The sequence below is a fragment of the Microvirga ossetica genome, assembly GCF_002741015.1.
Classification (GTDB): Bacteria; Pseudomonadota; Alphaproteobacteria; order Rhizobiales; family Beijerinckiaceae; genus Microvirga; species Microvirga ossetica.
Genome location: NZ_CP016617.1, coordinates 681,263 through 706,765 on the forward strand (window position 1 = coordinate 681,263; position 25,503 = coordinate 706,765).

Annotated in this window: 25 protein-coding genes and 1 other annotated feature; of the genes, 10 read left to right on the forward strand and 15 right to left on the reverse strand. The window is 61.6% G+C overall.

Annotated features, from left to right (window positions below; genetic code table 11):
* Positions 1-273: 273 nt before the first annotated feature.
* Complete coding sequence (locus BB934_RS31070) at positions 274-2,232, reverse strand: adenylate/guanylate cyclase domain-containing protein (protein ID WP_099513742.1); 1,959 nt, start codon at positions 2,230-2,232, stop codon at positions 274-276.
* Between the two features lie 255 nt (positions 2,233-2,487).
* Positions 2,488-3,117: an FMN-dependent NADH-azoreductase gene (locus BB934_RS31075; protein ID WP_099513743.1), complete on the reverse strand. Its 630-nt coding sequence runs from the start codon at positions 3,115-3,117 to the stop codon at positions 2,488-2,490.
* Between the two features lie 115 nt (positions 3,118-3,232).
* On the opposite strand from BB934_RS31075, the gene BB934_RS31080 reads away from it, so the two are divergent.
* The 3 genes from BB934_RS31080 to BB934_RS31090 all read left to right on the forward strand — a co-directional run bounded on the left by BB934_RS31080 (position 3,233) and on the right by BB934_RS31090 (position 7,029).
* On the forward strand, positions 3,233-4,156 hold the full coding sequence (locus tag BB934_RS31080) for a LysR family transcriptional regulator (RefSeq protein ID WP_099513744.1): 924 nt from the start codon (positions 3,233-3,235) through the stop codon (positions 4,154-4,156).
* Between the two features lie 319 nt (positions 4,157-4,475).
* A complete protein-coding gene (locus BB934_RS31085) occupies positions 4,476-5,795 on the forward strand; it encodes a low temperature requirement protein A (RefSeq protein ID WP_237050396.1) in 1,320 nt (439 codons plus the stop codon).
* A gap of 291 nt (positions 5,796-6,086) precedes the next feature.
* Positions 6,087-7,029, forward strand: a protein-coding gene (locus BB934_RS31090; protein ID WP_099513745.1) for an IS630 family transposase whose coding sequence is annotated in 2 segments (ribosomal slippage) — positions 6,087-6,421 and positions 6,420-7,029 — 945 coding nt in all. Because the reading frame shifts where the segments join, the coding sequence is not laid out codon by codon here.
* 143 nt (positions 7,030-7,172) lie between these two features.
* On the opposite strand, the gene BB934_RS31095 is transcribed toward BB934_RS31090, so the two are convergent.
* The 3 genes from BB934_RS31095 to BB934_RS31110 form a co-directional block, all read right to left on the reverse strand.
* Positions 7,173-7,571 carry a PRC-barrel domain-containing protein gene (locus tag BB934_RS31095; protein WP_099513746.1) on the reverse strand — a complete coding sequence of 133 codons (399 nt, stop codon included), beginning with the start codon at positions 7,569-7,571 and terminating at the stop codon, positions 7,173-7,175.
* A 429-nt stretch (positions 7,572-8,000) separates the two neighbouring features.
* Complete coding sequence (locus BB934_RS31105) at positions 8,001-8,234, reverse strand: hypothetical protein (protein ID WP_237050397.1); 234 nt, start codon at positions 8,232-8,234, stop codon at positions 8,001-8,003.
* 30 nt (positions 8,235-8,264) lie between these two features.
* Positions 8,265-8,678, reverse strand: coding sequence for a hypothetical protein (locus BB934_RS31110; RefSeq protein WP_237050398.1), 414 nt, complete (start codon positions 8,676-8,678; stop codon positions 8,265-8,267).
* Between the two features lie 182 nt (positions 8,679-8,860).
* Here BB934_RS31110 and BB934_RS31115 point away from each other — a divergent pair, with 182 nt between their 5' ends.
* Complete coding sequence (locus BB934_RS31115) at positions 8,861-9,400, forward strand: hypothetical protein (RefSeq protein WP_157934425.1); 540 nt, start codon at positions 8,861-8,863, stop codon at positions 9,398-9,400.
* Positions 9,401-9,837: 437 nt separating this feature from the next.
* Here BB934_RS31115 and BB934_RS31120 read toward each other — a convergent pair whose 3' ends face one another.
* Positions 9,838-10,191 (reverse strand): hypothetical protein, encoded by a 354-nt coding sequence (locus BB934_RS31120; protein ID WP_099513751.1) that lies wholly within the window; start codon positions 10,189-10,191, stop codon positions 9,838-9,840.
* 688 nt (positions 10,192-10,879) lie between these two features.
* Here BB934_RS31120 and BB934_RS31125 point away from each other — a divergent pair.
* On the forward strand, positions 10,880-11,290 hold the full coding sequence (locus tag BB934_RS31125) for a TolB family protein (protein ID WP_099513752.1): 411 nt from the start codon (positions 10,880-10,882) through the stop codon (positions 11,288-11,290).
* 355 nt (positions 11,291-11,645) lie between these two features.
* The gene (locus BB934_RS31130; RefSeq protein ID WP_099513753.1) at positions 11,646-12,941 is read left to right on the forward strand and encodes an ISNCY family transposase; all 1,296 of its coding nucleotides are present in this window, start codon (positions 11,646-11,648) and stop codon (positions 12,939-12,941) included.
* A gap of 265 nt (positions 12,942-13,206) precedes the next feature.
* Here the strand turns inward: BB934_RS31130 and BB934_RS31135 are convergent, their stop codons facing one another.
* Entirely contained in the window at positions 13,207-14,154 is a 948-nt protein-coding gene (locus tag BB934_RS31135) for an alpha/beta hydrolase family protein (protein WP_099513754.1), read from the reverse strand.
* Positions 14,155-14,156: 2 nt separating this feature from the next.
* Positions 14,157-15,368: an ABC transporter substrate-binding protein gene (locus tag BB934_RS31140; RefSeq protein ID WP_099513755.1), complete on the reverse strand. Its 1,212-nt coding sequence runs from the start codon at positions 15,366-15,368 to the stop codon at positions 14,157-14,159.
* Between the two features lie 176 nt (positions 15,369-15,544).
* On the opposite strand from BB934_RS31140, the gene BB934_RS31145 reads away from it, so the two are divergent.
* Positions 15,545-16,030, forward strand: a complete 486-nt coding sequence (locus tag BB934_RS31145; protein ID WP_237050399.1) for a MarR family winged helix-turn-helix transcriptional regulator — start codon at positions 15,545-15,547, stop codon at positions 16,028-16,030.
* A 308-nt stretch (positions 16,031-16,338) separates the two neighbouring features.
* On the opposite strand, the gene BB934_RS51475 is transcribed toward BB934_RS31145, so the two are convergent.
* The 4 genes from BB934_RS51475 to BB934_RS31165 are packed head-to-tail and all read right to left on the reverse strand — an operon-like array spanning position 16,339 to position 18,274.
* The gene (locus BB934_RS51475) at positions 16,339-16,791 is read right to left on the reverse strand and encodes a Cif family virulence factor (RefSeq protein WP_162299243.1); all 453 of its coding nucleotides are present in this window, start codon (positions 16,789-16,791) and stop codon (positions 16,339-16,341) included.
* Complete coding sequence (locus BB934_RS31155) at positions 16,784-17,467, reverse strand: glutathione S-transferase family protein (RefSeq protein WP_099513757.1); 684 nt, start codon at positions 17,465-17,467, stop codon at positions 16,784-16,786. The genes BB934_RS51475 and BB934_RS31155 overlap by 8 nt, the downstream gene beginning before the upstream one ends.
* Positions 17,468-17,513: 46 nt before the next feature.
* On the reverse strand, positions 17,514-17,957 hold the full coding sequence (locus BB934_RS31160) for an SRPBCC family protein (RefSeq protein ID WP_099513758.1): 444 nt from the start codon (positions 17,955-17,957) through the stop codon (positions 17,514-17,516).
* Positions 17,954-18,274 carry an ArsR/SmtB family transcription factor gene (locus tag BB934_RS31165; RefSeq protein WP_099513759.1) on the reverse strand — a complete coding sequence of 107 codons (321 nt, stop codon included), beginning with the start codon at positions 18,272-18,274 and terminating at the stop codon, positions 17,954-17,956. The genes BB934_RS31160 and BB934_RS31165 overlap by 4 nt, the downstream gene beginning before the upstream one ends.
* 102 nt (positions 18,275-18,376) lie before the next feature.
* Here BB934_RS31165 and BB934_RS31170 point away from each other — a divergent pair, with 102 nt between their 5' ends.
* Positions 18,377-18,850: a VOC family protein gene (locus BB934_RS31170; protein ID WP_099513760.1), complete on the forward strand. Its 474-nt coding sequence runs from the start codon at positions 18,377-18,379 to the stop codon at positions 18,848-18,850.
* Between the two features lie 197 nt (positions 18,851-19,047).
* Here the strand turns inward: BB934_RS31170 and BB934_RS31175 are convergent, their stop codons facing one another.
* Entirely contained in the window at positions 19,048-19,494 is a 447-nt protein-coding gene (locus tag BB934_RS31175) for a helix-turn-helix domain-containing protein (RefSeq protein ID WP_099513761.1), read from the reverse strand.
* 67 nt (positions 19,495-19,561) lie between these two features.
* On the opposite strand from BB934_RS31175, the gene BB934_RS31180 reads away from it, so the two are divergent.
* On the forward strand, positions 19,562-20,806 hold the full coding sequence (locus BB934_RS31180) for an MFS transporter (RefSeq protein WP_099513762.1): 1,245 nt from the start codon (positions 19,562-19,564) through the stop codon (positions 20,804-20,806).
* Positions 20,807-21,018: 212 nt separating this feature from the next.
* Positions 21,019-21,074: a sequence feature (sul1 is cis-regulatory element that is thought to sense ions involved in sulfur or methionine metabolism; They are found in Alphaproteobacteria), on the forward strand.
* Positions 21,075-21,142: 68 nt separating this feature from the next.
* Entirely contained in the window at positions 21,143-22,627 is a 1,485-nt protein-coding gene (locus BB934_RS31185) for a SulP family inorganic anion transporter (protein WP_099513763.1), read from the forward strand.
* A 308-nt stretch (positions 22,628-22,935) separates the two neighbouring features.
* On the opposite strand, the gene BB934_RS31190 is transcribed toward BB934_RS31185, so the two are convergent.
* Both BB934_RS31190 and BB934_RS31195 read right to left on the reverse strand, forming a co-directional pair.
* Complete coding sequence (locus BB934_RS31190; protein ID WP_099514288.1) at positions 22,936-24,489, reverse strand: acetolactate synthase large subunit; 1,554 nt, start codon at positions 24,487-24,489, stop codon at positions 22,936-22,938.
* 416 nt (positions 24,490-24,905) lie between these two features.
* Positions 24,906-25,454 (reverse strand): Cif family virulence factor, encoded by a 549-nt coding sequence (locus tag BB934_RS31195; RefSeq protein WP_099513764.1) that lies wholly within the window; start codon positions 25,452-25,454, stop codon positions 24,906-24,908.
* Positions 25,455-25,503 lie beyond the last annotated feature (49 nt).

A 25,503-nucleotide genomic window follows, 5' to 3' on the forward strand; every position in this document is an offset into this window, starting at 1 on the left:
CCTTAATTAGGTCATGTGCTGGAATCTACTGAACCGGGGAGTTTTGCAGATCCCCACGGGTTCGAAGTGTGGCTTCTGCGGGGATATGGGAATGTCGCATTTTGGCACAACTGAGACCTAAGCCTGAGGGCAGCAATCCTCGCGTAACCAGACCTTCCGCAAGATCGGCGAATTTCACTGCCTGACCCAACGCAGACGTTCACACAGCGATCGTACACACCGGCTAACAAGCCGAATGTATCGACGATTGAGCAAAGCGGCCAGGGCCGACGTCTACTCGTCGGTAAGCCCAGCTTTGCGCAAGCCCTCAATAAGTCGGGCGTCTTCGGCGATGAAGATCGGGTTACTCGACCAGTTTTCTTGCGCCCATCTCCGGACCGTGTAATTCGGCAACAACTTGTGCAGCTCGATGATAGCTGCCTGGGCCTCATCTCGCATCCCTTTCCAACCATAGGACGAGATTAGGTCGATATAGGCGATCCAGAACGGAGCGAGTGCAACGGACTTCCGGCACCATTCGATTGCGGCATCCCACTCGGCAAGATGCGCATAGCCGTGGCACTTCTGAAAGTAGAACACATGAAGCCGAGGATCGCGCGGGCTAAGGCGGACCGCGTGATCCACATGGGCGAATGACTCTTGAGCCCGGCCAGTGAAAACAGCGTTCGCGGCAAGCCTCGCATAGACATTCGCCAAAGTTGGATTGAGCGCAATTGTGGTTTGATAGGCTTCCCGTGCCTCTTCATGACGCCCTTGCGCCATCAGGAGTTCAGCCTGCGCCCAATGCGCGTGGGCGTTCTGCGGGGCAAGAGCAACAGCCTGGGCGACCTTTGCCCTGGCGTAGCCGAGAACTTCAGCGGCGGACTGTACATTGACGCGCAGGTTCACCAGTTCCACGGAGGCTCGCGCAATCCCCAGCATGGCGTCGACGTGATAGGGGTCAATCCGCAGCGCCTGCCCGAACAGGTGAAGCGAAGCTACGACGTTGTCGCGAGTGTGCGGACCGTTCAAGGTGGCAAGACCCTGCAACGTAAGGTCGACGGCATCTGGGTAGCCCGGTCGCTCCCGCTGCCCCCGCCGAATCTCAGCATCCGTCAGGGCGAGATCAAGCGCACGGGCGATACGGCTCGTTACGTCGGCCTGCAACTCCGGCATCCTGGCGGTCTCGCCGTCAAACCGGTCGGCCCAAAGCTGTTCGCCGGTTTGGGTGTCAGCGAGCTGCGCGTTCACCCGCAGCATGTTTCCCACTCGTCGCACGCTGCCTTCCAGCGCATAGCGCACCCCGAGATCGCGGCCGATCTCCTTCACGTCCACGGCTTTGCGCTTGTAGGTGAAAGCGACATTGCGAGCGATGACGAAACTGCCGGGGATGCGCGAGACGTCGGTCAGCAAATCATCGGTGATGCCGTCCGCAACGGCTTCCTGCCCAGGGTCGTCATTCAAGTTAACGAAAGGCAGCACGATGATGGAGAGCCGCGGGAGAGGGGACCGCACCGCTTGGCTTGTCACTCTCCCGGCGGGCGATTGAGCGACCTGCGCCGCGCCTGTGTGGTCCTTCGGAACTGACCCGGCCCACGGCCATGACCACGACGCGACGGCAATGACTGTTGCGGCCATCACGGCCGCACCAGCGATCTTCCACGGCAGCCAACCGTGGCTGGTGGCCCTGGGCTCAGGCAACGGCGTCGGCTCGCCTGAGCAAGTGTCAAGGTGAACCTGAAACACTCTGACCGGCCGCGCCACATTCTTGACCTGCTGCTCGCCGAGATCGTCGAAAGCATATGGGAGCCGATCTCTGATCTGGTCCCGCACCATGCGCGAGATGCAGATGCCGCCGGGCACGCACAGGCGCTCGAGCCTGGCGGCGATGTTCACAGCGTCCCCGATAATGTCACCCTCGTCGCTGAGGAGGTCACCAACATTCAGGCCCATCCGGAAGACAATCCGCTTGCTCTCCGGCGTTTCCGCATTGCGGACGAGCATGGCCCGTTGCACCTCGACCGCGCAGGCAACCGCCTCGACGGCACTGGGGAATTCGATGAGCACACCGTCACCCGTGGACTTCACGAGGCGCCCGTTGTGGCGCTTCACGGATGGGTCGATGATTTCCCGTCGGATCGCCTTCAGGCCCGCGTGCGTCCCGGCCTCATCCCCGCCCATGAGACGGGAATAGCCCTCAACATCGGCCATCAAGACTGCGGCCAGCCGGCGCTCGGGATTTGGGTTCCGCATGGCAGGCTCCGACGGCCCGGCAGTTTACTACACAACGCCTCAAGTGGCGAGAAAGCAGCCAGAGCCGGAGGGATGAAATAGTGCCGATAGATTGCGTTGTGCCTGCGGTGCAGCTTGCCGCCCAGAAAATTGGTCATTCAGGCGAGAACGAGCGTTGATCCAAGCCACATAGATTGGTGCTGATTCTATGTGCGGCCCCACAAGCCTTCGCGCCACCGATTGCGGCTATGATGATGACTTGGCACCCTTGGCAGTTTACGCCGCCTTGCGGCAAGCCTCGCCGATGGTCTCGTCGATCTGCCGGCGCACGGCCTCTATGGCCTGTTCGCGGGCCTCGGGTCCGAATGCCAGCTTCTCCGCCCGCAGGAAGGTCACGTCGGTGATGCCCATGAAGGCGAGAAGGTTGCGCAGATGCGGCTCCTGCGAGTCCATCGCCTGCGCCGGCCCCTCGCTGTAGAGGCCGCCGCGGCTCAGGACGACCACGGCGCGTTTGCCCTTGAGCAGTCCCTCGGGGCCGCTCTCGCTGTAGCTGAACGTGATCCCGGCCCGCAGCACGTGGTCGAACCAAGCCTTCAGGGTCGAGGGCATACCGAAATTGTACATGGGCGCCCCGATGATGAGGGTATCGGCGGCCTTGAGCTCGGCGATCAGCCCGTCCGACAGGAATTGGGCGGCAGCTTGGGCCGCGTTGCTGGGCTCCCCTCCGCGCAGCGCCGTGGCGGAGTCGATGGTCAGGTGCGGAACGGGTTCGCGGCCGAGATCCCGGGCGATGACCCGCAGGGCGGGATCGCGCGAGCGCAGGCGGGCGACGGTTTCCGCGACGAGCTGGCTGGACACGGAGGCTTCGCCGAGGGCACTGCTGGTGATCACGAGAGCTGTGGACATGAGACAATCCTTCCGAGGGTTCTGGTCCTTGCGGTACGACCGAGGTAATGGTTCATCCGATGGCGCAGAAGGCGCATATTCGGCACCATGCTGTTGCCAACGGAGGAACACTGCCGTGTCCGAGCTGGAGGAGCTGAGGACTTTCGTGGAGGTCGTCGAGAGCGGTGGACTCAACCGTGCCGCGGCCCGCCTGGGCGTCTCGAAGTCCATCATCAGTCGGAGAATCACGCGCCTGGAGGCTGACCTCGGCACGCGGCTGCTCAGCCGCAGCACGCGCGGCATCATCCCGACTGAGGCCGGCATCGAGTACAAGATCCGATGCGACCGGATCCTTGCGGAACTGGACGAAGCGCGCGATGCAATCGCTCAGCAGGGTGGGTCCGTGCGCGGCCGCCTGCGATTGTCCGCACCGCTATCCTTCGGTGTGCGGCACCTAGCGCCGGTCCTGGCGGACCTAGCCCGACGTCATCCGGCTCTCGAGCTGGACGTGTCCTATACCGACCGGGTGGTGGACCTGATCGGCGAGCGGTTCGATGCCGCGGTTCGCATTGGCTCGCTCAGGGATTCCAGTCTCGTTGTTCGCAGAATAGCCCCCGTTCACGCGGTACTGGTCGCAAGTCCCGAGTACCTTGCCCGCCATGGGCGGCCGGGGACACCACAGGATCTCGTTGGCAACGAATGCTTGATCTACACGGCCAGCCTAGTCCCGGAGTGGCAATTCCAGTCGGGCAATCGCCGGATCTCGATTCGACCTGAGGGACGCCTGAGGTCGGATAACGGGGAAGCCATTCTCCAATGGGCGATCGCGAGCCTCGGGATTGCGAACGCTCCATCGTTCCTGGTCTCCGACGCCATCGAGAGCGGTGCCCTTGAGCCCCTCCTGCTGGACTATCCGCAGCCCGAGTTCGGCATCCACATCGTGCGTCCGCCGGGTTCCCATGTCCCGGGCAAGGTCCGGATTCTGATCGACACGCTGGTCGAACGTTTTGGAGGCACGCCTGAATGGGATCGGTGCCTCATCAGGTTGAGCGGACGGTAGTCCTTCGACCAGATCTGCCATACGGGGCTTTGCGCTACGAGCGCAGTGCCCAGGGAATAGATGCATGAGTCTTGAGAGCACGTCGGTGAAGTGGCTCTTATCAGTAAAGCAGCAGCGTCTCGCGACCTCCTTGGGGGGATGGGTTCGGATTCAAAACGGGTCCTGCCCTTCCTTCAAGCGTTGCAGGGACGCCGGCCGTTGTGGCCAAACAGTGGGTCCTATCTTAGGATCAAAGGCGCTGAACGTTGAATTCCCGAGTCTTTTGTGATCCGCATTCGCGGGTAGGACTGCTGCTGCGATCGTCAATGAAAGATCGTCCATGACCGCTACGCCGGCCGAATCCGGAACGCTCCACCATCTCACCCGGCGCATGGGCGGGCGTGATCCCCACGAGGCTCACCGTGTCGCAACGCCGCTTGAGTTGCTGTTCGACCTGACGTTTGTCGTTGGCTTTGGCCTCGCGGCCTCCCAGGTCGCCCATGCGCTGGCGGAGGGCCACTACGCCGTCGCGCTGATTGGCTTCGGCTTTGCAAGCTTCTCCATCTGCTGGGCCTGGGTCAATTTCTCCTGGTTCTCCTCGGCCTATGATACCGATGACTGGATTTTCCGGCTCGTCACCATGGTGCAGATGATCGGTGTGCTGGTCCTAGCCATCGGCCTGCCGCGCATGTTCGCCTCGATCGAGCACAGCGAGCACCTCGACAATTCGGTCATGGTGCTCGGCTATGTGATCATGCGCATCGCCATGGTCGTCCAATGGCTCCGCGCAGCCCGGCAGGATCCCGCCCGGCGCAGCGCCTGCCTGACCTATGCCACTGCCATCTCGATCGCCCAGATCGGCTGGGTGGTGCTGATCTTCTTCGATTTCACGCTTGGCGTGACTTTGATCCTCAGTTGCACCCTCGCGCTCATCGAACTGGCGGGTCCCGTCCTCGCCGAGCACAGGGATGGAGGGACGCCTTGGCACGCCCATCATATTGCCGAGCGCCACAGCCTGTTCGCCATCATCGCGCTCGGCGAGGGGGTCGTGGGCACGCTCGCGACCCTGTCAGCGGTCGTCGAGGAGCAGGGCTGGACCACGGACGCGGCCCTGGTCTGCCTCGCCGGCATCGGGCTCACCTTCGGCATGTGGTGGGTTTATTACATCCTGCCGTCAGCCCAGGTGCTCCACGCCCACCGCAACCGATCCTTCGTCTGGGGCTACGGCCAGATGGTGATCGTCACCGCCATCGTCGCGACGGGCGCCGGATTGCACGTCGCGGCGTATTTCATCGAACACAAGGCCCACATCGGCGCGCTCGCGACGGTGCTGAGCGTCGCCATTCCGGTCGGTGTCTTTCTCGGATCGATCTATGCACTCTACACCTATCTCGTTGGCCGCTTCGATCCCTTCCACGCGTGGCTGCTGGTTGGAACGGCGGGTGTCGTTGCGCTGGCAATTATCGCGGCATCGGCCGGCATCGACATGCCGATCTGCCTCATCATCCTCACGCTCGCGCCGGTGGTCACGATTGTCGGATATGAAATGCTGGGACACCATCATGAGGCAGAGGTGCTCGCGAACGACGCCGCAACGACTCCAGTGGCACACCCGCGCATGCACGGGGGCTCCTCATTGCCTCATCCGCATCGGCAATAGTGGTCTGGTCGCCGACCGTCCTTGTTCGATGGATGACCTTGCCTGAGCCAGACGATAATAAAGAACCAGACGTCCGTTCATGGCACTCCCGAGACGTAAGAGCTTGTTCCGCTTTGGCGGTTGAGAGCCGACATTCGTTGGTTGGTCGCAACGTGAATGTTTGACCCCAAGCAGACATTGCGCCTGCAATCTCCTGTTGAAGCTAGAGCCATTTCCGGCTATTCCGAGTCAGAGGGGATTCCGCTTTGAGATCTGATGTGGCTTGCTGACTTCCAGACATGGAGGCACGGCATGGCACGCGCTTACAGTCAGGATCTGCGGGATCGGGTGATCAAGACAGCCCTGAGTGGCGTCTCAGTGCGGCGGGCAGCCGCCCGCTATGGGGTTGGCATCTCAACCGCCGTTCTGTGGGTGCGCCGCGCTCGATCCGGCGAGGTGGCTGCCCGCCGGCAGGGCCAACCCAGGGTCTCCAAACTTGATCCGCATGCCGCCTTTCTCCTGGAACTGATCGACGCCTCCTCGCATATCAGTCTTCACGAGATGCAGGCGAGGCTGAGGCAGGAGCGCGGCGTCTCAGCCGGCATCGGCACATTGTGGCGCTTCTTTCATGCGCGGGCGATCACCGTCAAAAAAAACCGCCCACGCCTGCGAGCGCGACCGGCCTGACGTCAGAGCCGCGCGCGAGGCTTGGTTTGACGGCCAGCTTGATCTCGACCCGGAACGGCTGGTGTTCATTGACGAGACCAGCGCCTCGACCAAGATGGCCCGCCTGTACGGACGCTGCGCGCGGGGCCAGCGCTTGCGGGTCGGACTGCCGCACGGACATTGGAAGACCACGACTTTTGTGGCAGGTTTGCGCCTAAGCGGGTTTACCGCGCCCATGGTGTTGGATGGTCCGATGACCGGTCCGTGGTTTGCCGCTTATGTCGAGCAGATCCTGGTGCCGACACTCCGACCGGGCGACGTGGTGATCCTGGACAACCTGCCGCCGCACAAGAGTGCAGCCGTTCGGGAGCTTGTTGAGGCAACAGGGGCCAGGCTGATGCGCCTGCCGCCGTATTCGCCCGACTTCAACCCGATTGAGAATGCCTTTGCCAAGCTCAAGGCATTGCTGCGCAAGGCAGCCGCTCGCACGAAGGAAGTGCTGTGGCAGACCATTGGCGAATTGCTGGACGAGTTCTCGCCTGAGGAATGCGCCAACTACTTCAGGGCCGCTGGATATGAACCGGAATAAGCGGAAATGGCTCTAGCTTAGCATTTTCATCTGGAATGGTCAGGCTTTCCCACTGGAACGCTATCGCCTGAATGCGGGCTCATGGCCTTCACCGTCGACACGGTCTGATCCGTGCAACAAAGCGTTATAGCTCTGCGAGGGGATCAACGCCTCCACTTACCTTCGTACCGGAATTCCGGGGCGGACTTTAGTTGATCAAGGTCGGCATTCATGGTCGCCTGCCAACTGTTCTCGCCCTCCGTGTACCGGATCGCGATCGCGGATGGATCGACTGCCACGTAGCGTTGGCCGCTCCCCAGGACCTCACCGACGGATAACACGATGCCTACGATCTGGCCGCCCTCAAAGACAACGTCTTCGATCTTTCCCATTCCTTTGCCGCCAGCGCTTTGAACATCCAGACCAATCAGCCGCGAGCTCAGTATGGCATTGTTGCTGATTGTGATGAACTGCGGCGCACCGGACGCTGGCGGTGTGCTCTGGGCTTGTGCCATGCCTGACATGCCGAGAGTAACGAGAACTATAAGAGCTGAAGAGCGCATCGATTCTATCCTCGAAAGCGGTGTGCAGCACCAGTAGCGCCCACGATAATGGCCGATTTAGGAGGATCGTCCGGTGCCGTTGGGTTTGGAGCTTGCCGATCTTCAATGCGTGGCAAGCAACGGCAGAACCCTGAGACGAGTTCGGACAATGGACCGAACGGAGCAATCTCTGTTGGGGAACTGGGCCGAGACTCCCATATACAAGTTTGGAGCCGCGATATGCTCCTTCGAGGAGAGACCTATGCGGATCATGACAGCCACGGCCGTGCTGGCCTCGTGACCGTTTCATTGCTTTCGCCGCCTCTAAAGCCAAACATTGGAGACTTCATCGTTAGGGCGGGCCTCACCGTGCAATAGCCGGCTTATGCCCATTTCTGAGAGAGTTCAGTTGACGAGGCCATCTTTCGCAAAGGCGGTTAATCGCCACCCTCAGGCGGGCGGCGTCTCCTGGTGAGCTGCCGTCAATTCTTGAGGATCGACCCTGACCGCCTGTACCGAGCCATGATTTCCTTGATGGAGTGGCAGGTAGATAGTGGTCGCAACGCGCCGGTAGGCGAGGAACGACAGCCCCTCAATCAATTCCTCGTCAATGTCGATCGCGTATGTTCCGGCAGGCTGCATCTTATCCACGGCCATGAGTGAAAACGGGCGGTCGAAGGTCATGGTCTCTCGTGTTGTGCGCATGACCTATTCCTAAGCGGCGATCTTGTCGGCGCAATCTTTGGCTACCTGGCTGTTGCCTTCCGCGGTGCCGGGCATGGTCGCCCATCCATTCTTCAGGACGAGGTCGCCCCTGTTCCATGACGAGGCGGTCTTGATGGCAGCAACACGCTCAGTAAGCTGGGGATCGCGCTTGGATTGATCAACGCAGATCAGGGATAAAGCCGTGACTACCTCGGCTTTCGATTGATCGGCCGCCATCGTGCGAGCCGTGCCGCCGGTGACCCAACCGCCCCAGGAAAACCCGATGACGGCGAGCGCGACAGCGCCACAGGCGGCGCCGTAGAGGCCAGGCTTCAGCCACTCAGGGGTTTGCATGATGTTTTCCTTAGGACAGCAAAAGAAATATTCTTCTGTCAATAAGATTAACATATCACGCTTGAACAATTTATCTCAGCTTTATATTTGATCTGAGTTCTATTTAATTGGTTTATGGCTCCCCATATCCTACGAATGACAAGCACGAGTCTGCAACTGGAGGAGCGGATCATTACTGCCCAGGCAGCGAAACTTGGTTTGCCCCGAGCCTGATGCCCTCAATGGAGAAGCTCTGCAGTGAGGAGATTGGCATGACATTCCTGATCCAGTTCAAAAGGTTTCGACGCGGTGTTCCAGAGGTCATCGGAACCCTGCCGATCGCTGCTGCTGACGGTGCCGCAGCCTTGGCCTTCGCCCGGAGCGTTGCCGGAATGAGACGCTGGCCATCCCGGACCGATGCTCTGCGTGTGATGGACGATGGCGGCCGCATACTGCTCGATTGGACCGTGCCGGTAGCTGCCGCGCAGCCACTCACCTCCTCAACCAGCCCTGTTCCGACTAAGCCCGCCGGCAAAGAGCCGCGCCCAGCGCCTCTCATGACGGCGGAGCACCCAGAAGACAGCCCGTCAACGCCCACCCTGGGCCAGCATCGGTTTGCTGTGGGACAGGCCGTCTCCTACGCGGAGGACGGTCAGCCCGAGATCTGGAAAGGCGGCTATGAGATCGTCAGGCTCGATGATCCGCATCACGGGCCGCGATACGCGATCAGAAGCGCAGATCAGTCGTATGACCGGATCGTCCATGAGCACGAACTCCGCGAGGACCTGGGTGCCCGCGGTCGTGGGCGCTGAGGTTGCATCTCCGGTTCGCCTCCAAACCAGTCAAAAACCTGCACCAAGCTGCCACGGACGCACGGCGAACCCGAGCCGTTGGCGGCACGAAGGAAAGCGAGCGAGACATGGCACAGAACATCCTCAGTTTGGCGACATCGATCATGCGCAAGATTTGGGGTGCGTTGACATCTGACCCCGCTCCCGCCGTGCAACCACGACCGCAGCTCGACGGAAGGCGAGGTTACGGAGACGACAACATTAAACCGCCCGGCTGAGCTTTGAGGGCGCAGTTGCTCTGGGTAGGCTTCTCATCAACGTCTCTCGTCGCTGGGCAAATGCCGCGAGAGGCGGAACATGTCAGTGACCGTCGCTGCGTTCCCGCGCTGGCGCAGCCCGCGACCCGTGCTGGGCCTATCCATCCCGATACAGGTCAGTTCCAAGCGACATCGATAGTACTACTGCGCTCGAGGCTGCCGGGTTTCCCGACGGATATTCTCTAACTCACTGCGGGTATGTTCCATCTCCCGCCGAACTGCGCCGATATCCCGGCGCAACTCCTCAATCGAGCGCGTCATCTGTTGCGTCAGTTCCCGCAAGTCACTGCGCGTGATCGACGCGTCCGTGTTATCCTGCTGAACGCTCGCACAATCCGGTTTGCCATCACGGCGGTAGCGCAGGCTCAGGGTCTCTCCCACCTTGAGATACACACAGCGCGTCTCAGGGTCGCGCCATGTCGATGGCGGAGTTTCTTGTGCCATTGCCGGGGCGGCGAGGGCAAACAACCCAGCCATGATTGCAATGTTGATCATCAATCCTCCCTGTGAAGATGTGGGGTCATGAGCCGGAAAGTCCATGTTGTTCCAGGGCGTCACGGATGCGATGAACGAGGATGACATCCACTGTGTGAGGATACCGATGAAGCTGTGAAAATGAGGCTCCCGTCACGGAGAAATGGGTCGGATAATATCCTTGTCTCTGAGCTTGTCTGAAGCTTCAGCCGTATTGTTCTGGAGGCGGTGGTTTCCGGAACAGGGCAAGACCGTTGGTGTTATCGGCGCATCCTTCCTTAAAGCCGCAGGAAGACGTTCCGAAATCTTCAATTCGGGTTCCATACTGCGGCTTCTGCGAATTCCACAGGGATCCCATTCAGACACCCGCCGCTCGCAACGCAAGCGGCGGGCGATGCTGCCGGGCTTTGTGGCGTCAGCTTGGCCGAAGTCCTGGCCACGACTCGCAAATCAGCCGCGTCCGGTTCCAGTTGTTCGGCCGTTGTGCTATTTTGCTGGCAGGCCATTTTGTGTTCCGGGCATCGCGCCGCGGTCCGCCGCGACCCGTTTCGAGACGCTCAGCGCCGCAAGGCCTCCGCCCGGCTTAGGTGAACTCAGGCAGCCGCCGCTTCATCCGGGACTCCCGGCTCCGGCTTGCAACTCCACTCCACAAGCCCGACTGGATCTCTCCGGTTGAACACCGCTTCGCCATTGGCGAGAAGGAGGCAGAATGGCCACCCGGACCCCCCTCACCGACACAGGAGCTCCGTGCCCACAGAACATCCAGGTCGAGCGGATCTCCGTTGCCAGCGACGGCACCGAAGTAAATGGCTTCAGTATTGATGCCGCGATTTCGGCCAATGGCCGCTTTGTCACCTATCAGAGTGTGGCCTCGAACCTGGTCCCGGACGACACCAACGGCAGCGGTGACATCTTCCTCTATGACCGGAAGGAAGGCACCGCCGAGCGGATCTCCGTCGCCAGCGACGGCACCGAAGGAAACTTCTTCAGTTCCGGGCCCTCGATTTCGGCCAATGGCCGACATGTCGCCTACGAGAGCTTTGCCTCGAACCTCGTCCCGGACGACACCAACGGCAGCGAAGATGTCTTCGTGGTTTCAACGGATTATTGGCTGGTATAGGAGCCCAGGCTTACAGGACCTCTGACCCAGCCAGTGCGCCCTTGCACACGCTTCGACCAGCAGGATGGGACGGGCCCACCCTGCACTGTCCTCTGAAACGTTTTGATTGCCCGCTGAGGCGGTGTGAACGAGAGGATCCCGCTTCCGGGTCTAAGTCGCTCCCAGGTGAGAGCCACCCCGATCCTTCCCGCTCTCTGATCCGCCTCATAGATCCCGGTATCCCCGCCGCCGCATGGCCTGTTCCATAAACAGCCTTATCAGCAATTCACATGTAGAACCCCGTTAGAAAGGTCACTCCTCTCCCCGTTACAAATGTCACTCTCCCTGGGTGATGGTGCTGGGGAGATTGGGTCTGATGACGGTGATCGGGATGAGCCGGCCGGAGATCGATCGGGTTCACATTCTGCGGGACGTCGTGGCGGAGCGAATTACGGTGCGCGAAGCTGCCCAACTGCTGCGGATCACACGGCGCCAAGTGTTCCGATTACTCAAGGCCTATCAGACCGGTGGTCCCACGGCCTTGGTGTCGCGCCGGCGCGGCAAGCCCAGCAACCGCTCCTACCCGGCGGCGCTGCGGACCGAGGTGCTGGCGCTGATCACAGCCAACTATGCCGATTTCGGCCCGACGCTCGCCTGCGAGAAGCTCGCCGAGCGGCACGGCATCGCTCTGGGTGTCGAGACGATCCGGCGCTGGATGATCGCGGCGGGTCTCTGGCAGGAGCGCCGGCAGAAGCTCAAAGGGGTGCACCAGCCGCGCTATCGGCGCGACTGCGTCGGCGAACTCGTCCAGATCGACGGCTCCGAGCACTACTGGTTCGAGGATCGCGGCCCACCCTGCACGCTTCTGGTCTACATTGACGATGCCACCAGCCGGCTGATGCACCTGAAGTTCGTCGAGACCGAGTCGACCTTTGATTATTTCCGATCGACCCGGGAGTACCTGGAGGCCTACGGCAAGCCGGTGGCGTTCTACTCCGACAAGCATGCCGTCTTCCGCGTCAACGGCAAAGGAGCGGTGGGCGGTGACGGCATGACCCAGTTCGGGCGAGCCCTGCATCAGCTCAACATCGACATCATCTGCGCCAACTCGCCCCAAGCCAAAGGCCGCGTGGAGCGCGCCAACGGCACCTTGCAGGATCGGCTGGTCAAGGAGATGCGACTGGCTGGGATCTCGACCCTTGAGGCGGGCAATGCCTTCCTGCCGGCATTCATGGCGGACTTCAACCGCCGCTTTGCCAAGGCGCCCTACAGCGACAAGGACCTGCATCGCCCGCTCAGCGAGGACGATGAGCTGGATGACGTGTTCGCCTGGCGGGAGGAGCGGACGGTCTCGCGCAATCTGACCCTGCAGTACGACCAGGTGCTGTTCATTCTCGAGCCGAACGCGATCACGCTGTCCCTCGCCCGCCAGCGGGTGACCGTCTACGACTATCCGGATGGGCGCTTTGCCATCAAGCACAAGGGCCTGAAGCTGCCCTACAGGCCCTTTGACCGACGCCAGCAGGTGGATCAGGCGGCAGTTGTCGAGAACAAGCGGCTGGGTCCGGTTCTGGCCTACATTGCCGAGCGGCAGAAGGAGCTCGACATGAGCCGGAGCAACAGCGCCCCGCGGCGGCGCGGCCAAGGCAAGAGCCTGTTCAAGGTGGGTTGAGCTCTCAGCAGTCACTCCCCGGAGGTGACATCTCTAATGAGGACAATCAGAGACTTGTCTAACGAGTTCTGACATCACACCACCCCTAGGCCGAGGATTGGGCGTGTGGGATGCTGTGAGCCCGGAATGTCTCAAAATGGCACGTTCCGGACAGGGGGCGAACTTCCGCTTTGGACAGGAACATCGGACGTTCCTGTCAGTGAACGAATTTCACTACCTGACCCATAGGAGACAATTCGCGATGGTGGCTTCGCTAGGCCGTCGTTTATCCCGGTTGGCGTTCCAGGATCCATCCGCGCAGCATTTCTGCGATCTCGGCGTTGTTGTCGTCCATCATGAACATGTGCGAGTTACCGTTGATACCTAGACGCGGCAGCGACCATAGCGTCGCGCTTGCACCCGCTTCCTTGAGAGCCGCAATGCACTCTTCGGTCCTTTCCCTGAGGGACGTCCAGATTGGCGTCGCATCCATGTAGTCGCCGGTGATGAGAAGCACCGATCGGCCGACAAAGGCGGCCGGTTCATCAGGAAAACCGGACGGCTCCAATGCGACGAGGCATGGTACCAAGGTCGGGTGACGTGCGGCTGCGCGGAAGGCAACCTCACCTCCCTGGCTATGTGTCACCACACAGCATGGACCGACCCGTTGAAGAACCGCCTCGAACGTCGAGACTGCAGCATCGGTCGTGGTCAGCCAGCGGGGTATGTGACCCATAATGAACGCGTCTAGGGCGCCAGCCGGGAAGCGTTGGCCCGGAAACGGCCTGCGGTCCCCAAAGTCCTCAGCTCGCCCGAACCTGAATAGGCTCCACGCTTCCTGCGCGCTCCTGACGATGGGGTCACCCGACCACACTTCCGGAACGGCGCACCATCCGGCGCGGCCCCGTTCGACATTGTCGACGACGTAGACCGAAAAACCCAGGCCAAGAAGAATTTGGAGCCAGCCCGGCCTCCCATCCGGTGTCGTCTCCCACATCGTGCCGCTGAACCCGCCGCCATGAAGGAGGACGATCGGTAGCGGTGAGACCAGCCGTTCCGGGATGAAGTACTGAACGTAGGCCTGCTCGACGTGGTAAAGCCCATTCGGGTCATACGAGAACGAGGCGCTGCGCGTGAATGCGATGGACTGCGTGTCTCGGCCTTCGACCTGGATCTGGCGCCCACCGACATGGAAACTGCCAACCTGCGCGATCCTCAGGCTCGGGGCGTCCATCGTCACTTCTTGACCAGCGGACACTTGCTCTCGGACAGTGGCCAGGCGGAGTCGCCGGCCGGGATCTCCCGCACGATCTCAAAGTAATCCCAGTCGTACTTCGATTGGGCGGGGGCTTTTACCTTGGCAAGATACATGTCGCGCATCACGCGGCCATCCTCCCGGATCGACGCCTTCTTGGTGAAGACGTCCTCGACGGGCATGGAGCGCATGGCGGCGGTGACCTTGTCGGCATCGTCCGTTCCGGCCGCCTTGACGGCCTTGAGATAGTGCAGAACGCTGCCATAGACGCCCGCCTGAAGCATGGACGGCATCGCCCCGACCCGCTCCTTGAACTTCCTGGACCAGGCACGGGTCGCATCATCCGTGTCCCAATAGGACGCCGTCGTCAGATAGGTGCCCTGGGTCGTGTCCAGCCCGAGGCTATGGACATCGTTGATGAACATGAGCAGGGCAGCAAGATTCTGCCCACCCTGCACGACGCCGAACTCGCGGGCCGCCTTCATGGCATTGACCGTGTCACCGCCGGCATTGGCGATGCCGATGACTTTGGCGCCGGAGGACTGGGCTTGGAGGATGAAGGACGAGAAGTCGCTGGCGTTGAGCGGGTGACGGACGGCCCCGACCACCTTGCCGCCATTGGCCTGGATGACTTCGGTTGCGTCCTTCTGCAACTGGTGTCCGAAGGTGTAGTCGGAGGCAAGGATGAACCAACTGTCCCCGCCTGCCTTGACCACCGCCGATGCGGTTCCGCGGGACACCCCATAAGTGTCATAGGTCCAATGGAAACCGTAAGGCGAGCACTGCTCGTTTGTGAGGGCAGTGGTCCCGGCGCCCGAGAAGAGGGCGATACGCTTCTTGTCCTTCACGATCCCCTGGACGGACAAGGCGACCGCGGAGTTGGGAATGTCAGCAATGACGTCGACGGCCTCGGTGTCGAGCCAGCGGCGTGCCGTCGTCGCGCCGACTTCCACCTTGTGCTGATGATCGGCGGAGATCACCTGGACGGGTTTGCCGAGAACCGACCCACCGAACTCCTCGACTGCCATCTGGGCGGCCACAAGGGAACCTTTGCCGGTCACATCGGACGTGACCCCGGTCATATCGGTCAGGACGCCGATCTTGACGACATCGTCGCTGACCTGGGCCAAGCCCGGAGAGGCAAGGGCGGATGCCGCAAGCAGGGCGGCAACTGTCGTCGCGCTGGCTTTCATTGAGGGTTTCTCCCTACACTCGATTGCACGCGGACCTGTGGTCCGGTTCGTTTTGTGTTATGGGCCTGGAGGGTACGCCCGGCCTGACCGGGATGCAGGGAAAAGGTCTTATATGAGACTAACGTTGGTCTCACATGAGACTATCGCAACATTGCTTCAGGCGCTGGAGGGTCAGTTTGGCGAACGGCGACAGTAACGACGTCAAGAGCATCCTGAACGGCACGACGATCCCGACGGCCTACAAGATGGGATATGTCCTGAACCATTACCGGGAGCCCTCATTTCGGGCCATCGAGCGGGAGTACGGAATCACTCGGCCCGAAATCGTGATGCTCATCTTCCTCGTTCATCGGGAGGGCATCACGGCAAACGACATCTGCGAGTTCTCCGGGCACCTGAAGGCCAACATGAGCCGGGCTGCGATTGCTCTGGCCCGGAAGGGCCTGATCGACCGACGGCCGGATGCGGCCGATCAGAGGCGCCAGCTCCTCTTTCTGACGGCTGTCGGGCGACAATTGCACGGACGCTTCATGCCGACGCTTGAGGCGCGTGAGCGTGCCATGCTGGCCTGCCTTTCCGCTCGTGAGGCAGAGCAATTCGAGCGTCTGCTGAACAAGCTGGGTGATCACGTTCCAGACTGGGCAGGCGAGAACTCAATCTAGCCTTTGGCCCGCCAATCCCATCTGACGGAGTGCTGCCATTCACTCTGCTGAAATCTAAGAGAATGGCAGCCATTGATCAAGGGTGTGTCGAAATGCGGACGGACCGCACTTTGGAGCAATTTAATTTCTTGCAAGCCCTGATAGACCGGGAAATCCCCGTTACATGAGCATGAACTTGTACGGATAGGTCGTCGGGGCCGGGCTTGTACGAGTTTTGACATACCCTCGACCCAAAGCAGACTCAAGCCGACATCAGATCAGGGGCTTCCCTCGCATCATAAACTCTGTCGGTTGGCATCGAGCAGCCGCTAACCTGCGTGCCTTTCACGGTACCAGATCTGTTGCGGCAGTTCCGCTTCCGTCCATCCGCATGGGGAATGAACTATGCTCGTGGCTGATCTTCCAGACGCCATCGCGACGGCGAAGCACGATCGTGCGACGGTGCCATTGGTCGAGCGGGCCGACACCCTTCTTGATGCCGCGCGCATCCGCGCCAGCCCAAAGGCAACGGCGAGGTCGCCATTGATGAGGACCTGCGGGTCCTTCATCTCGACCGTGACGCCGTCCTCCCATGTCGCGAACCACTCCCGGAGCCCGTCGACGGCTGGCGTGCCAGTGCCGTGATACTCAAGAGGTGGCGGCAGGTCATACGTCACGACATCAGCCGCCAAGGCCGAGATTGCCGCCTCCGCATCGCCACGCCCGATCGCGGCTTCCTGGTCGCGTAAGATATGCAGGATGGCCTTCTCATCATCAGCCATGATGTGCCTCCTCATAGCGCATGTCTTCCATCCTGTGCTGAGCAATCGTCGCGCATTGATCATCGATCGCCTTGCGGTACGCCGGCCGGTCGAAGCACCGGGCCTGATAGGCCGCCAAGGCCGGAAAACCCTCGAGAACCTCCAGCGAAGAGGCGATCTTGAGCACCGAGGACATCATCAGGTCACCAACGGTGAAGCTGTCGCCCACAAGCCACTGGCGCCCGCCAAGCGCGTCCTGGAGTTCGCCCAGTCGCTTCTTCGCGGCGGCCAGCACCGCCGGGCGACGCAATCTCTTCTCGGTCTCATCCGGGATGAAGAACTCGACCTCGGCAAGGTTCATCAGGAACGGCTCGATGGAGTTGAGCGCGGCGATCACCCACATCACCGCCTCGGACCGCTGGTTCGCATCGGCGGGGAGCAGCCTTCCGGAACGGGTCGCGACGTCGAGCACGATCGCCCCTGACTCGAACAGCGCGGGACGTCCGTCTTCTTCCATGACGGGCACTTGGCCAAAGGGTTGCTGGGTTCTGTATTGGGCCGAGGACATCGTCGGCGCATCGACAAGCCGCACCCGATAGGGCCAGCCCACCTCGTTCAGGATCCAGCGTGCGCGGTGATCGCGAACGCTTCCGGCCGCGAACGGCGGGGCCCACTTCATGGCCGTAATGGTGATCATAGGCGCTTCCTCCATCACATCGTCCTGTCGATTGGATTGGGGCGGTTCAGCCCCGCGAGGCGGGCCGCCTCTCTGCGAAGATGGCCTCGAGCTTATCGAGTGCGCCGTTCCAGCCGTCCTCATGGCTGTCACGCGAGGCCTCATCGGGCAGGCGGGCATGGACGAATGTCAGTTCGGTGCCGTCCTCGATGGTGCGCAAGCTGACCTCCACACGAGACGTTTCCCCGGGGTCCGAGTCCCAGGTCCAACTCATCGCGATCCGATGCGGCGGATCGTACTCCTCGAAGGTTCCCATGCTGCCGTGCTCGGTGCCGTCCTCCATGCGGAACCGAACATGGAAACGGCCGCCGATGCGGGGATCCACCTCGGCCAGGAGCACTGGGCCCCGGTCCGGGCCCCACCAGAGCGCGATGGTATCGGGGTCGGTAAAGGCGGCGAACACGGCCTCAGGCGAGGCCTTGATCCGGCGGATGATAGTGAGGCTCGTCATCGTTTCTCCTGTTCCTCGACGATGGTGGCGAGACGGTCGATGCGTTCCGACCAGAAGGTAGCGGTGCGTTCGAGCCACGCTCTCGCCTCGGCCATGGCTTGCGGGGCGAGTGAGATCATGACGGTCCGCCCGGTCTTATGCCGATGAATCAGGCTGGCCCTGGAGAGCACGTCGAGATGCTTCATCACCGTCGGCAGGGCGATGGGTAAGGGCGCGGCAAGCTCGGAGATGGAGAGCTCCGGGGTTTGCGCGAGCCTTTGCAGCATGGCGCGACGGGATGGGTCCGAGAGCGCGGCATAGGTCTGGTCGAGTGGCATAGTGACAAAACTTCGCTAAGTGGTAAAGTGTTCCGCCGCATCCTTCACAGGAGTGATGGAGGCTGGTCAAGAGCTGGCTTCAAGAGGGGAAAGGACCACGCAATGGCAAAGAACACGATCTGCCTCTGGTACGACAAGGACGCCGAGGCCGCCGCCCGCTTCTATGCCGAGACCTTTTCCGACAGCACGGTCGGAGCCGTGCATCGTGCGCCCGGTGACTACCCATCCGGCAAAGAGGGCGACGTGCTGGTGGTCGAATTCACCGTGGCGGGGGTTGCCTGCATCGGCTTGAATGGAGGACCCGCGTTCAAGCACAACGAAGCCTTCTCGTTCCAGATCGCCACCGACGATCAGGAGGAGACGGATCGATACTGGAACGCCATCGTCGGCAACGGCGGCCGGGAGAGCGAGTGCGGTTGGTGCAAGGACAAGTGGGGCGTGTCCTGGCAGATCACGCCGCGTGTCCTGACCGAGGCGATGGCGGCAGGAGGCGCGGAGGCCAAGCGCGCGTTCGACGCGATGATGACCATGAAGAAGATCGACGTGGCAACGATCGAGGCCGCTAGGCGCGGTTGAGGTCCATCGCCGATGGTGGAAAGCTAGCCGCCAGCTTCTGTCCATCATGGCACCTCTCGGAAGAAGCGCTCCGGTCTGCTCATGCGGCGGAAAGCTGACCTTTATTCCATTTGCTGGTCGTTACTCTTTGACCCGGAGTGGACTCTCTTGCTTCCAAGGCGCTTCATTCGAACTGACGCCTGGAAGCTGTCCACGAGCTATTCGCCAAGCTGCGAGCTTCGGCGACGTCCGATCCCGGAGGATGGGCGAGTGACGCGTCTGCGCGTTGCTTTCAGGAGCTTACGGAAGGTTGGGCATTCCAGATGCGACGGAGCGGGACAATCGGCAACATGCCGAAGGGCGTCCCGCAACAGTCGCAGGTCGAGCATCCGGCGCTGCAAATCGTCCGCCTTGGCGCGCAACTGGTCGCGAGGGATGTCGGGCCGACCGTCCTCCCCAAACATGCCAGCGATCTCTGCGAGCGAAAAGCCCGCCGTCTTCCCGAGTTCGATCAGGGACAGCTTTAGCAGAACGTCGGCCTCGAACTGCCGCCGAAGTCCATGCCGGCTGATGGATCGGATCAGGCCGATCTCCTCATAATAGCGCAGGGCCGAGGGCGGCACGCCCGATCGTTCCGCGACCTCTCCAATGTCCAAAAATTGCATGCTTGACCTCAAGTCGACTTGAAGTCGTACCGTCTCTCGAATCGTCAATTTGATCAAGGGGGACGTTATGGTACGCAATCTACTCCACAGGCCCGTCTGGCGAGATCCACGAGCGGTGGCGCTGCTGATGGCAGCATCGCTCACCACCATGGCCAACGCCACGATCAGTCCCGCGCTCCCCGGACTCGAGCGCCTTTTCGCGGATGATCCGAACGCTGCGATGCTGGTGCGCCTGCTGGTGCCTGCACCCTCACTGAGCGTCGCCCTCTGCGCGCCGTTCGCCGGCCTTGTTGCCGACTGGTACGGTCGGCGTCGGATGCTCCTGGCCGGGGTCATGCTCTTCGTGTTCGCCGGCTCCGCGGGGCTGTTCCTTCCCGACCTTCCAACCATCTTTGCAAGCCGTCTGATTTTGGGGGTCGCTGTCGCCCTCATCATGACAGCCCAGACCGCACTCATCGGCGACTGCTTCACCGGCGAGGACCGGAGCGCGTTGTCAGGACTTCAGATATCGGCACGGAACTTCGGAGGTCTCGCCTTCATCTCGCTCGCCGGATGGTTCGCGGCGATCTCGCCACGTCTGCCGTTCGTCATCTATGGCGTTGCTGCGGCCTTCCTGCCGTTGATGTGGAAGGTTATCGTCGATCCACCACGGGCATCACCGTTTCCTGACGCCAGGCTGGATGACAGCACCCCAGAACGTTCATCATGGGGCTTCGTCTTCGCGTTGCTCGTGCTTCTCCAGGCTGTGACGAACATGATCTTTTTTGTCATGCCGACCCAGTTGTCGTTTTTGTTCGTAGCGGCAGGCTATAGCAGTCCTGTGATGATCGGCTCGGCGCTCGGCATCCTGATGCTCTCGGGCGGTTGCTTGGCGTTGCTCTACAGCCGCATCCAGCGGGCAACTGGTTACGTTGGCGTCTTCGCTCTGGGCTATGGTGCGATGGCGCTCGGTTTCCTGTTGCTGGCCCATGCTGCGACGCCTCTGGCCTGGTTCGTGGCAGCCACCGCCATCGGGGCAGGCTACGCATTGGTCTCGCCGAGCTTTGTGACCCTTGCATTGAGGCTTGCTCCGCTCCGGCGAAGAGGGCTGGCTGGTGGTGTCCTGACCGCTTCCGTTTTCATCGGACAGTTCTGTTCGCCGCTTCTCAGCACGCCCGTGATTGCAACATACGGCTACGAGGGCCTCTTCCGCAGCACCGCTTTGCTTGTTGCCGCGATGGCTGTTGCAGTTGTCTTGAAGGGGTGCGCGGTAGGGCTGCAAGCGTTGAAGGGCCGGACCCCGTCTCCGGAGCAGCGGCCATCAGTGAGATAAGGGCTGAAGGGGGGCTCTCAGGCCAATCGTAGAGAACGACGCCCTGTGGCACGGGGGCCGACCTTAGCCTTACACCTCTGCATTGCTGGGATGACCGACCTTCACACGGCCACGCTTTGGCCGGCTGGGTTGATCTGACCTTCATTGATTGTGCGTTGCAATATTCAGACTTGATCTTGTCGCCGAGGACGGGCAATAAAGCCTCCAGTGAATAAGGACCCGGTGCAACTCCGGGTGGCTCTTCCGGCCGCCAATCCGCCGGACCATCCAGTAACCAAGCCCTTCAGCAGCCCCGTCATAGGACGGGCTCTGCTTCCCTGTGCTTTCTGGAAAACCATGACCTTCATCGATAACCTCCGCCGTGACTGGCTTTCCAACATCCGTGGCGACGTGCTCGCCGGTATTGTTGTCGCCCTTGCCCTGATCCCCGAAGCCATCGGCTTCTCGATCATCGCAGGCGTCGATCCCAAGGTAGCGCTGTACGCCTCCTTCTCCATTGCCGTGATCATCTCCATCACCGGCGGACGCCCCGGCATGATCTCGGCAGCGACCGCCGCAACCGCCGTGCTGATGATCACGCTCGTGCGCGATCATGGCCTGGAATACCTCCTTGCCGCCACGATCCTCGCCGGGATCATTCAGGTGCTGGCGGGTCTGTGCCGCCTCGGCTCCGTGATGCGCTTCGTCTCACGATCCGTCATGACGGGCTTCGTCAATGCGCTCGCCATCCTGATCTTCATGGCGCAGTTGCCCGAGCTGATCGGCATGCCCTGGCAGACTTACGCCATGATCGCCGCGGGCCTTGGGATCATCTATCTGTTCCCGCGGCTCACCAAGGCCGTTCCCTCGCCGTTAGTGTGCATCATCGTCTTGACGGCCCTCACGGCCTACCTGAACATCGACGTGCGCACCGTGGGCGACCTCGGCGCCTTGCCGGATAGCCTGCCGGTGTTCCTGATCCCCGACATTCCGTTCACGCTCGAGACGCTCTGGATCATCCTTCCCTATTCCATCAGCGTCGCCGCCGTGGGCCTATTGGAAAGCCTGCTGACCGCCGCCATCGTCGACCAGATGACGGACACCGGCAGTGACAAGAACCGGGAGGCCATCGGACAGGGCATTGCCAACTTCTGCACCGGCTTCATCGGTGGCATGGCGGGCTGTGCCATGATCGGACAGTCGGTCATCAACGTGAAGTCGGGCGGACGCGGGCGGCTGTCGACCTTCGTCGCTGGGGTATTCCTGCTGTTCCTGCTCCTCGTCCTGGGCGACCTCGTGCGCATCATTCCGATGCCTGCGCTGGTCGCCATCATGATCATGGTTTCGATCGGCACCTTCAGTTGGTCGTCCCTCAACGACCTGCGCAAGCATCCCCGGCGCTCCAGCCTCGTCATGCTGGCAACCGTCTTCACGGTCGTGGGCACCCACAACTTGGCCCTTGGGGTTGGTGTGGGCGTACTGCTCTCCGGCCTCTTCTTCGCCTGGAAGGTAGCGCAGATCTTCCGCGTCACCTCGTCACTGACGGCTGATAGCCACGAGCGCGACTACCTGGTCGAGGGGCAACTCTTCTTTGCCTCGGCGGAGGATTTCATGGCGGCGTTCGACTTCAAGGAGCCCCTGAAGCGGGTGCGCATCGACGTCAGCCGGGCGCACATCTGGGACCTCACGGGCGTCAATGCCGTGGACCGTGCCGTCCTCAAGTTCCGCCGCGAAGGCATCGAGGTCGAGGTTGTGGGGCTGAACGAGGCCAGCACGACCATCATGGACAAGCTGGCCGTCCACAACGACCCAAAGGCCATGGAAAAGGTCTTTGGTCACTGAAAGTCTGCCGCGCGGCGTCCGACCCGCGCGGCCTACTTCCACTAACGGCTCTCGGAAAATCGAAAGCAAAACCATTAAGGGCCGCTAATAGCACTCCTGAGACATAAGAGCTTGGTCCGCTTCAGCGGGTAAAAGCCGACGTTCATTGAGCAGTCGGAATGTGAATTTTTGACCCGTTGCAGACCTCCAATAGCTAACGGGTTGGAGGCAAACCGTGGGTGGAGATCTGCTATCAGCCTTGGTGGGTCAGTGTTCTAAATGTTCAAGCCGCCGGGTCAGGCCGGGGAGGTCCCGGCCTCGGGGAGAAATCAGAGGACGGCTTCGATGAGAAAGGGGCCGCGGCGCAACAGGGCGCCCTCGAAGAGCCGCACGAACTCCTCAACGGTGGTGGCGCGCCCTGCCTCCACACCCATGCCCTTCGCTATCGCAATCCAGTCGAGCGCCGGCTCGTCGAGAGTGAGCATGCGCTGCGCATTGGTGCCGAATTCGTTCACGCCTACGTTGCGCATCTCGCCTTGGAGGACCGCATAGGCGCGGTTCGCGAACACAACGGTGGTGACATCGAGGTTCTCGCGCGCCTGCGTCCACAGCGCCTGTACCGTGTACATGCCGCTACCATCAGCCTGGAGGCCGATGACCCTGCGGTCGGGACAGGCGATCGCCGCGCCGGCCGCAAGCGGGATGCCAATCCCGATGGAACCGCCGGTGATGTGCAGGTAGTCGTGCGGCACGCTGTTCTGCGACAGGGCGAAGAACTGACGGCCCGATGTGATGGACTCGTCGCAGATGATGGCGTTTTCCGGCATCATCCGGGCCACGGCGAGCGAGATTGCGTCCGCAGTCAAACACCCCTGGGGCAGCGTGTCTGCGATAGCAGCGGACCGGACAATGGGCGCCGGCCTGTCAGGCCGCACCCCGAGTTCGTCAGCAAGCCAGGCGAGCGCGCCCTTGAGGTCCTGCCCGATCTGCGCCAACTCGATCACCTCGCAATCGTCACGCACGAGCCGCCCGGGCTTGCCCGGATATGCGAAGAAGGTTACCGGCACCCTCGCACCGACGAGGATCAGCACGTCAATGTCGCGCAGCATCTCCAGCGCCAGATCGATCGGATAGGGTACCCGCTCGACCGGGACGCGGCCGACGCCGCGCTCGATGCGTCCGTTGAATGCCTGGGCAGTCAGCCGCAGCCCTGTGGCTGCGGCGATGCGGCCCGCAATTTCTAGCGCATCCGCCCGCAGGGCCTGGCCGGTGAGCATGAGGAGTGCGCGCCGGCCCGAGCGGATGGCGTTCGCCGCCGCCATGACCGCCTCTGCTGCCACGGGTTCCTGCTCGGCGAGTGCAGCACGCGTGATCGCCGTTTCCGAGACCTCGCTCCACGCGGCATCGGCAGGCAGGATCAGCGTCGTAACGCCCGGCAGGGACATGGCCGCCTGATAGGCTGCGGCCGTATCCGGCCCGACGCTCTCGGCATCAGCAATTCGCCGGACCCAGTCCGACATCGGTCGGGCGAGGCTCTCGATATCGCTCGTCAGCGGTGCATCATGTTGGAGATGATAGGTGGCGTGATCGCCGACCACGTTGATCATCGGCGTATGGGCGCGCCGTGCATTATGGAGATTGGCGAGCCCGTTGGCGAGACCGGGTCCCAGATGGAGGAGAGTGGCGGCTGGCTTGTCAGCCATTCGGGCGTAGCCATCGGCGGCGCCAGTGACCACGCCCTCGAAGAGGCCGAGCACGCAGCACATGCGCGGCTTGCGGTCGAGTGCCGCAACGAAATGCATCTCGGAGGTTCCGGGATTGGCGAAGCAGACGTCCACGTCGTTCGCGAGCAGCACGTCACACAGGCGATCGGCACCGTTCATGTCGTCCTCGCTTGCCATCTCTCAACCGAAGAGCGGAGGGAGATCGTATCCTTCCGGTCGGTAATCCGTTCTCATGCCATTCAGCGGCTTCCCGAGTCCTGTTCTGCCATGGCCTGAAAGGCCCTGCGTCAGGCCAGAACACGCCCCCATGTGATGACGAGGACCTGGGCTTCCTCGTACTCAGCTCGGGCAACTTGGAAGTGGAGATCCAGCAGGGTGCATCACCTACCGCATGGCCCGTCGATGTCATCCTTGCATCGCTCACGGGACACCTCATCGGCTTATGGTAGCACAGCCACGAACCTTGGTCCTGTCACAATGCCTGATTGATCATGCCACAACTCTTGATAGGAGGCAGTAACTTCGCAGTCGTGATAGGGCGCAACCGGTGGGAACCAACCATGCCCCTGCACCGCTCATTGGACAGGGATTGTTGCTGCGCTCGCTGGAACGATGCTTAGCGATGGTTGTACCGCATCGGCTTGGAGTGTGGGCGCAGGGTTTACCGCGACGGCGATGCCGCGCAGCACCCGATGGTCTTGGATCAACCACTTACCGGCACAAGCGTCATACGCAAAAGCCAGGCTGACCTGGGACGGCTGGCGCAACGTTTCGCCGGACCGCTTGGTCACGACGAACTCCATGCCACCGGCACACGTGGCGGTCGCATCGTCATACGAGTAGCACTTGATGTCATTGAGCTTCACTGAGCGCAGCGTGTTGTGCCCATTCTCGAAGTAGTAATGCTCGCTGATGGCCTCCGGTCCGATCATATCGGCGGTGTCCACACCATGCAGGCGGGCATAGCGATCGTACAAATGCGATATCTTGTTGTGATCACCCTCTGTATAGGCTTGTGCCCACGCCGAGATGATGTCTCGGACCTCGTCGTCCGGGTTTGCTAACGCTGGAGAGACTGGGATGCATAGCATCGACGCAACAAGAATTCTCGATACGGTTCTCATGGAGACCTCCTAAATGAGTTCACGACCTCTGGATCTTGGATTCGTCAGC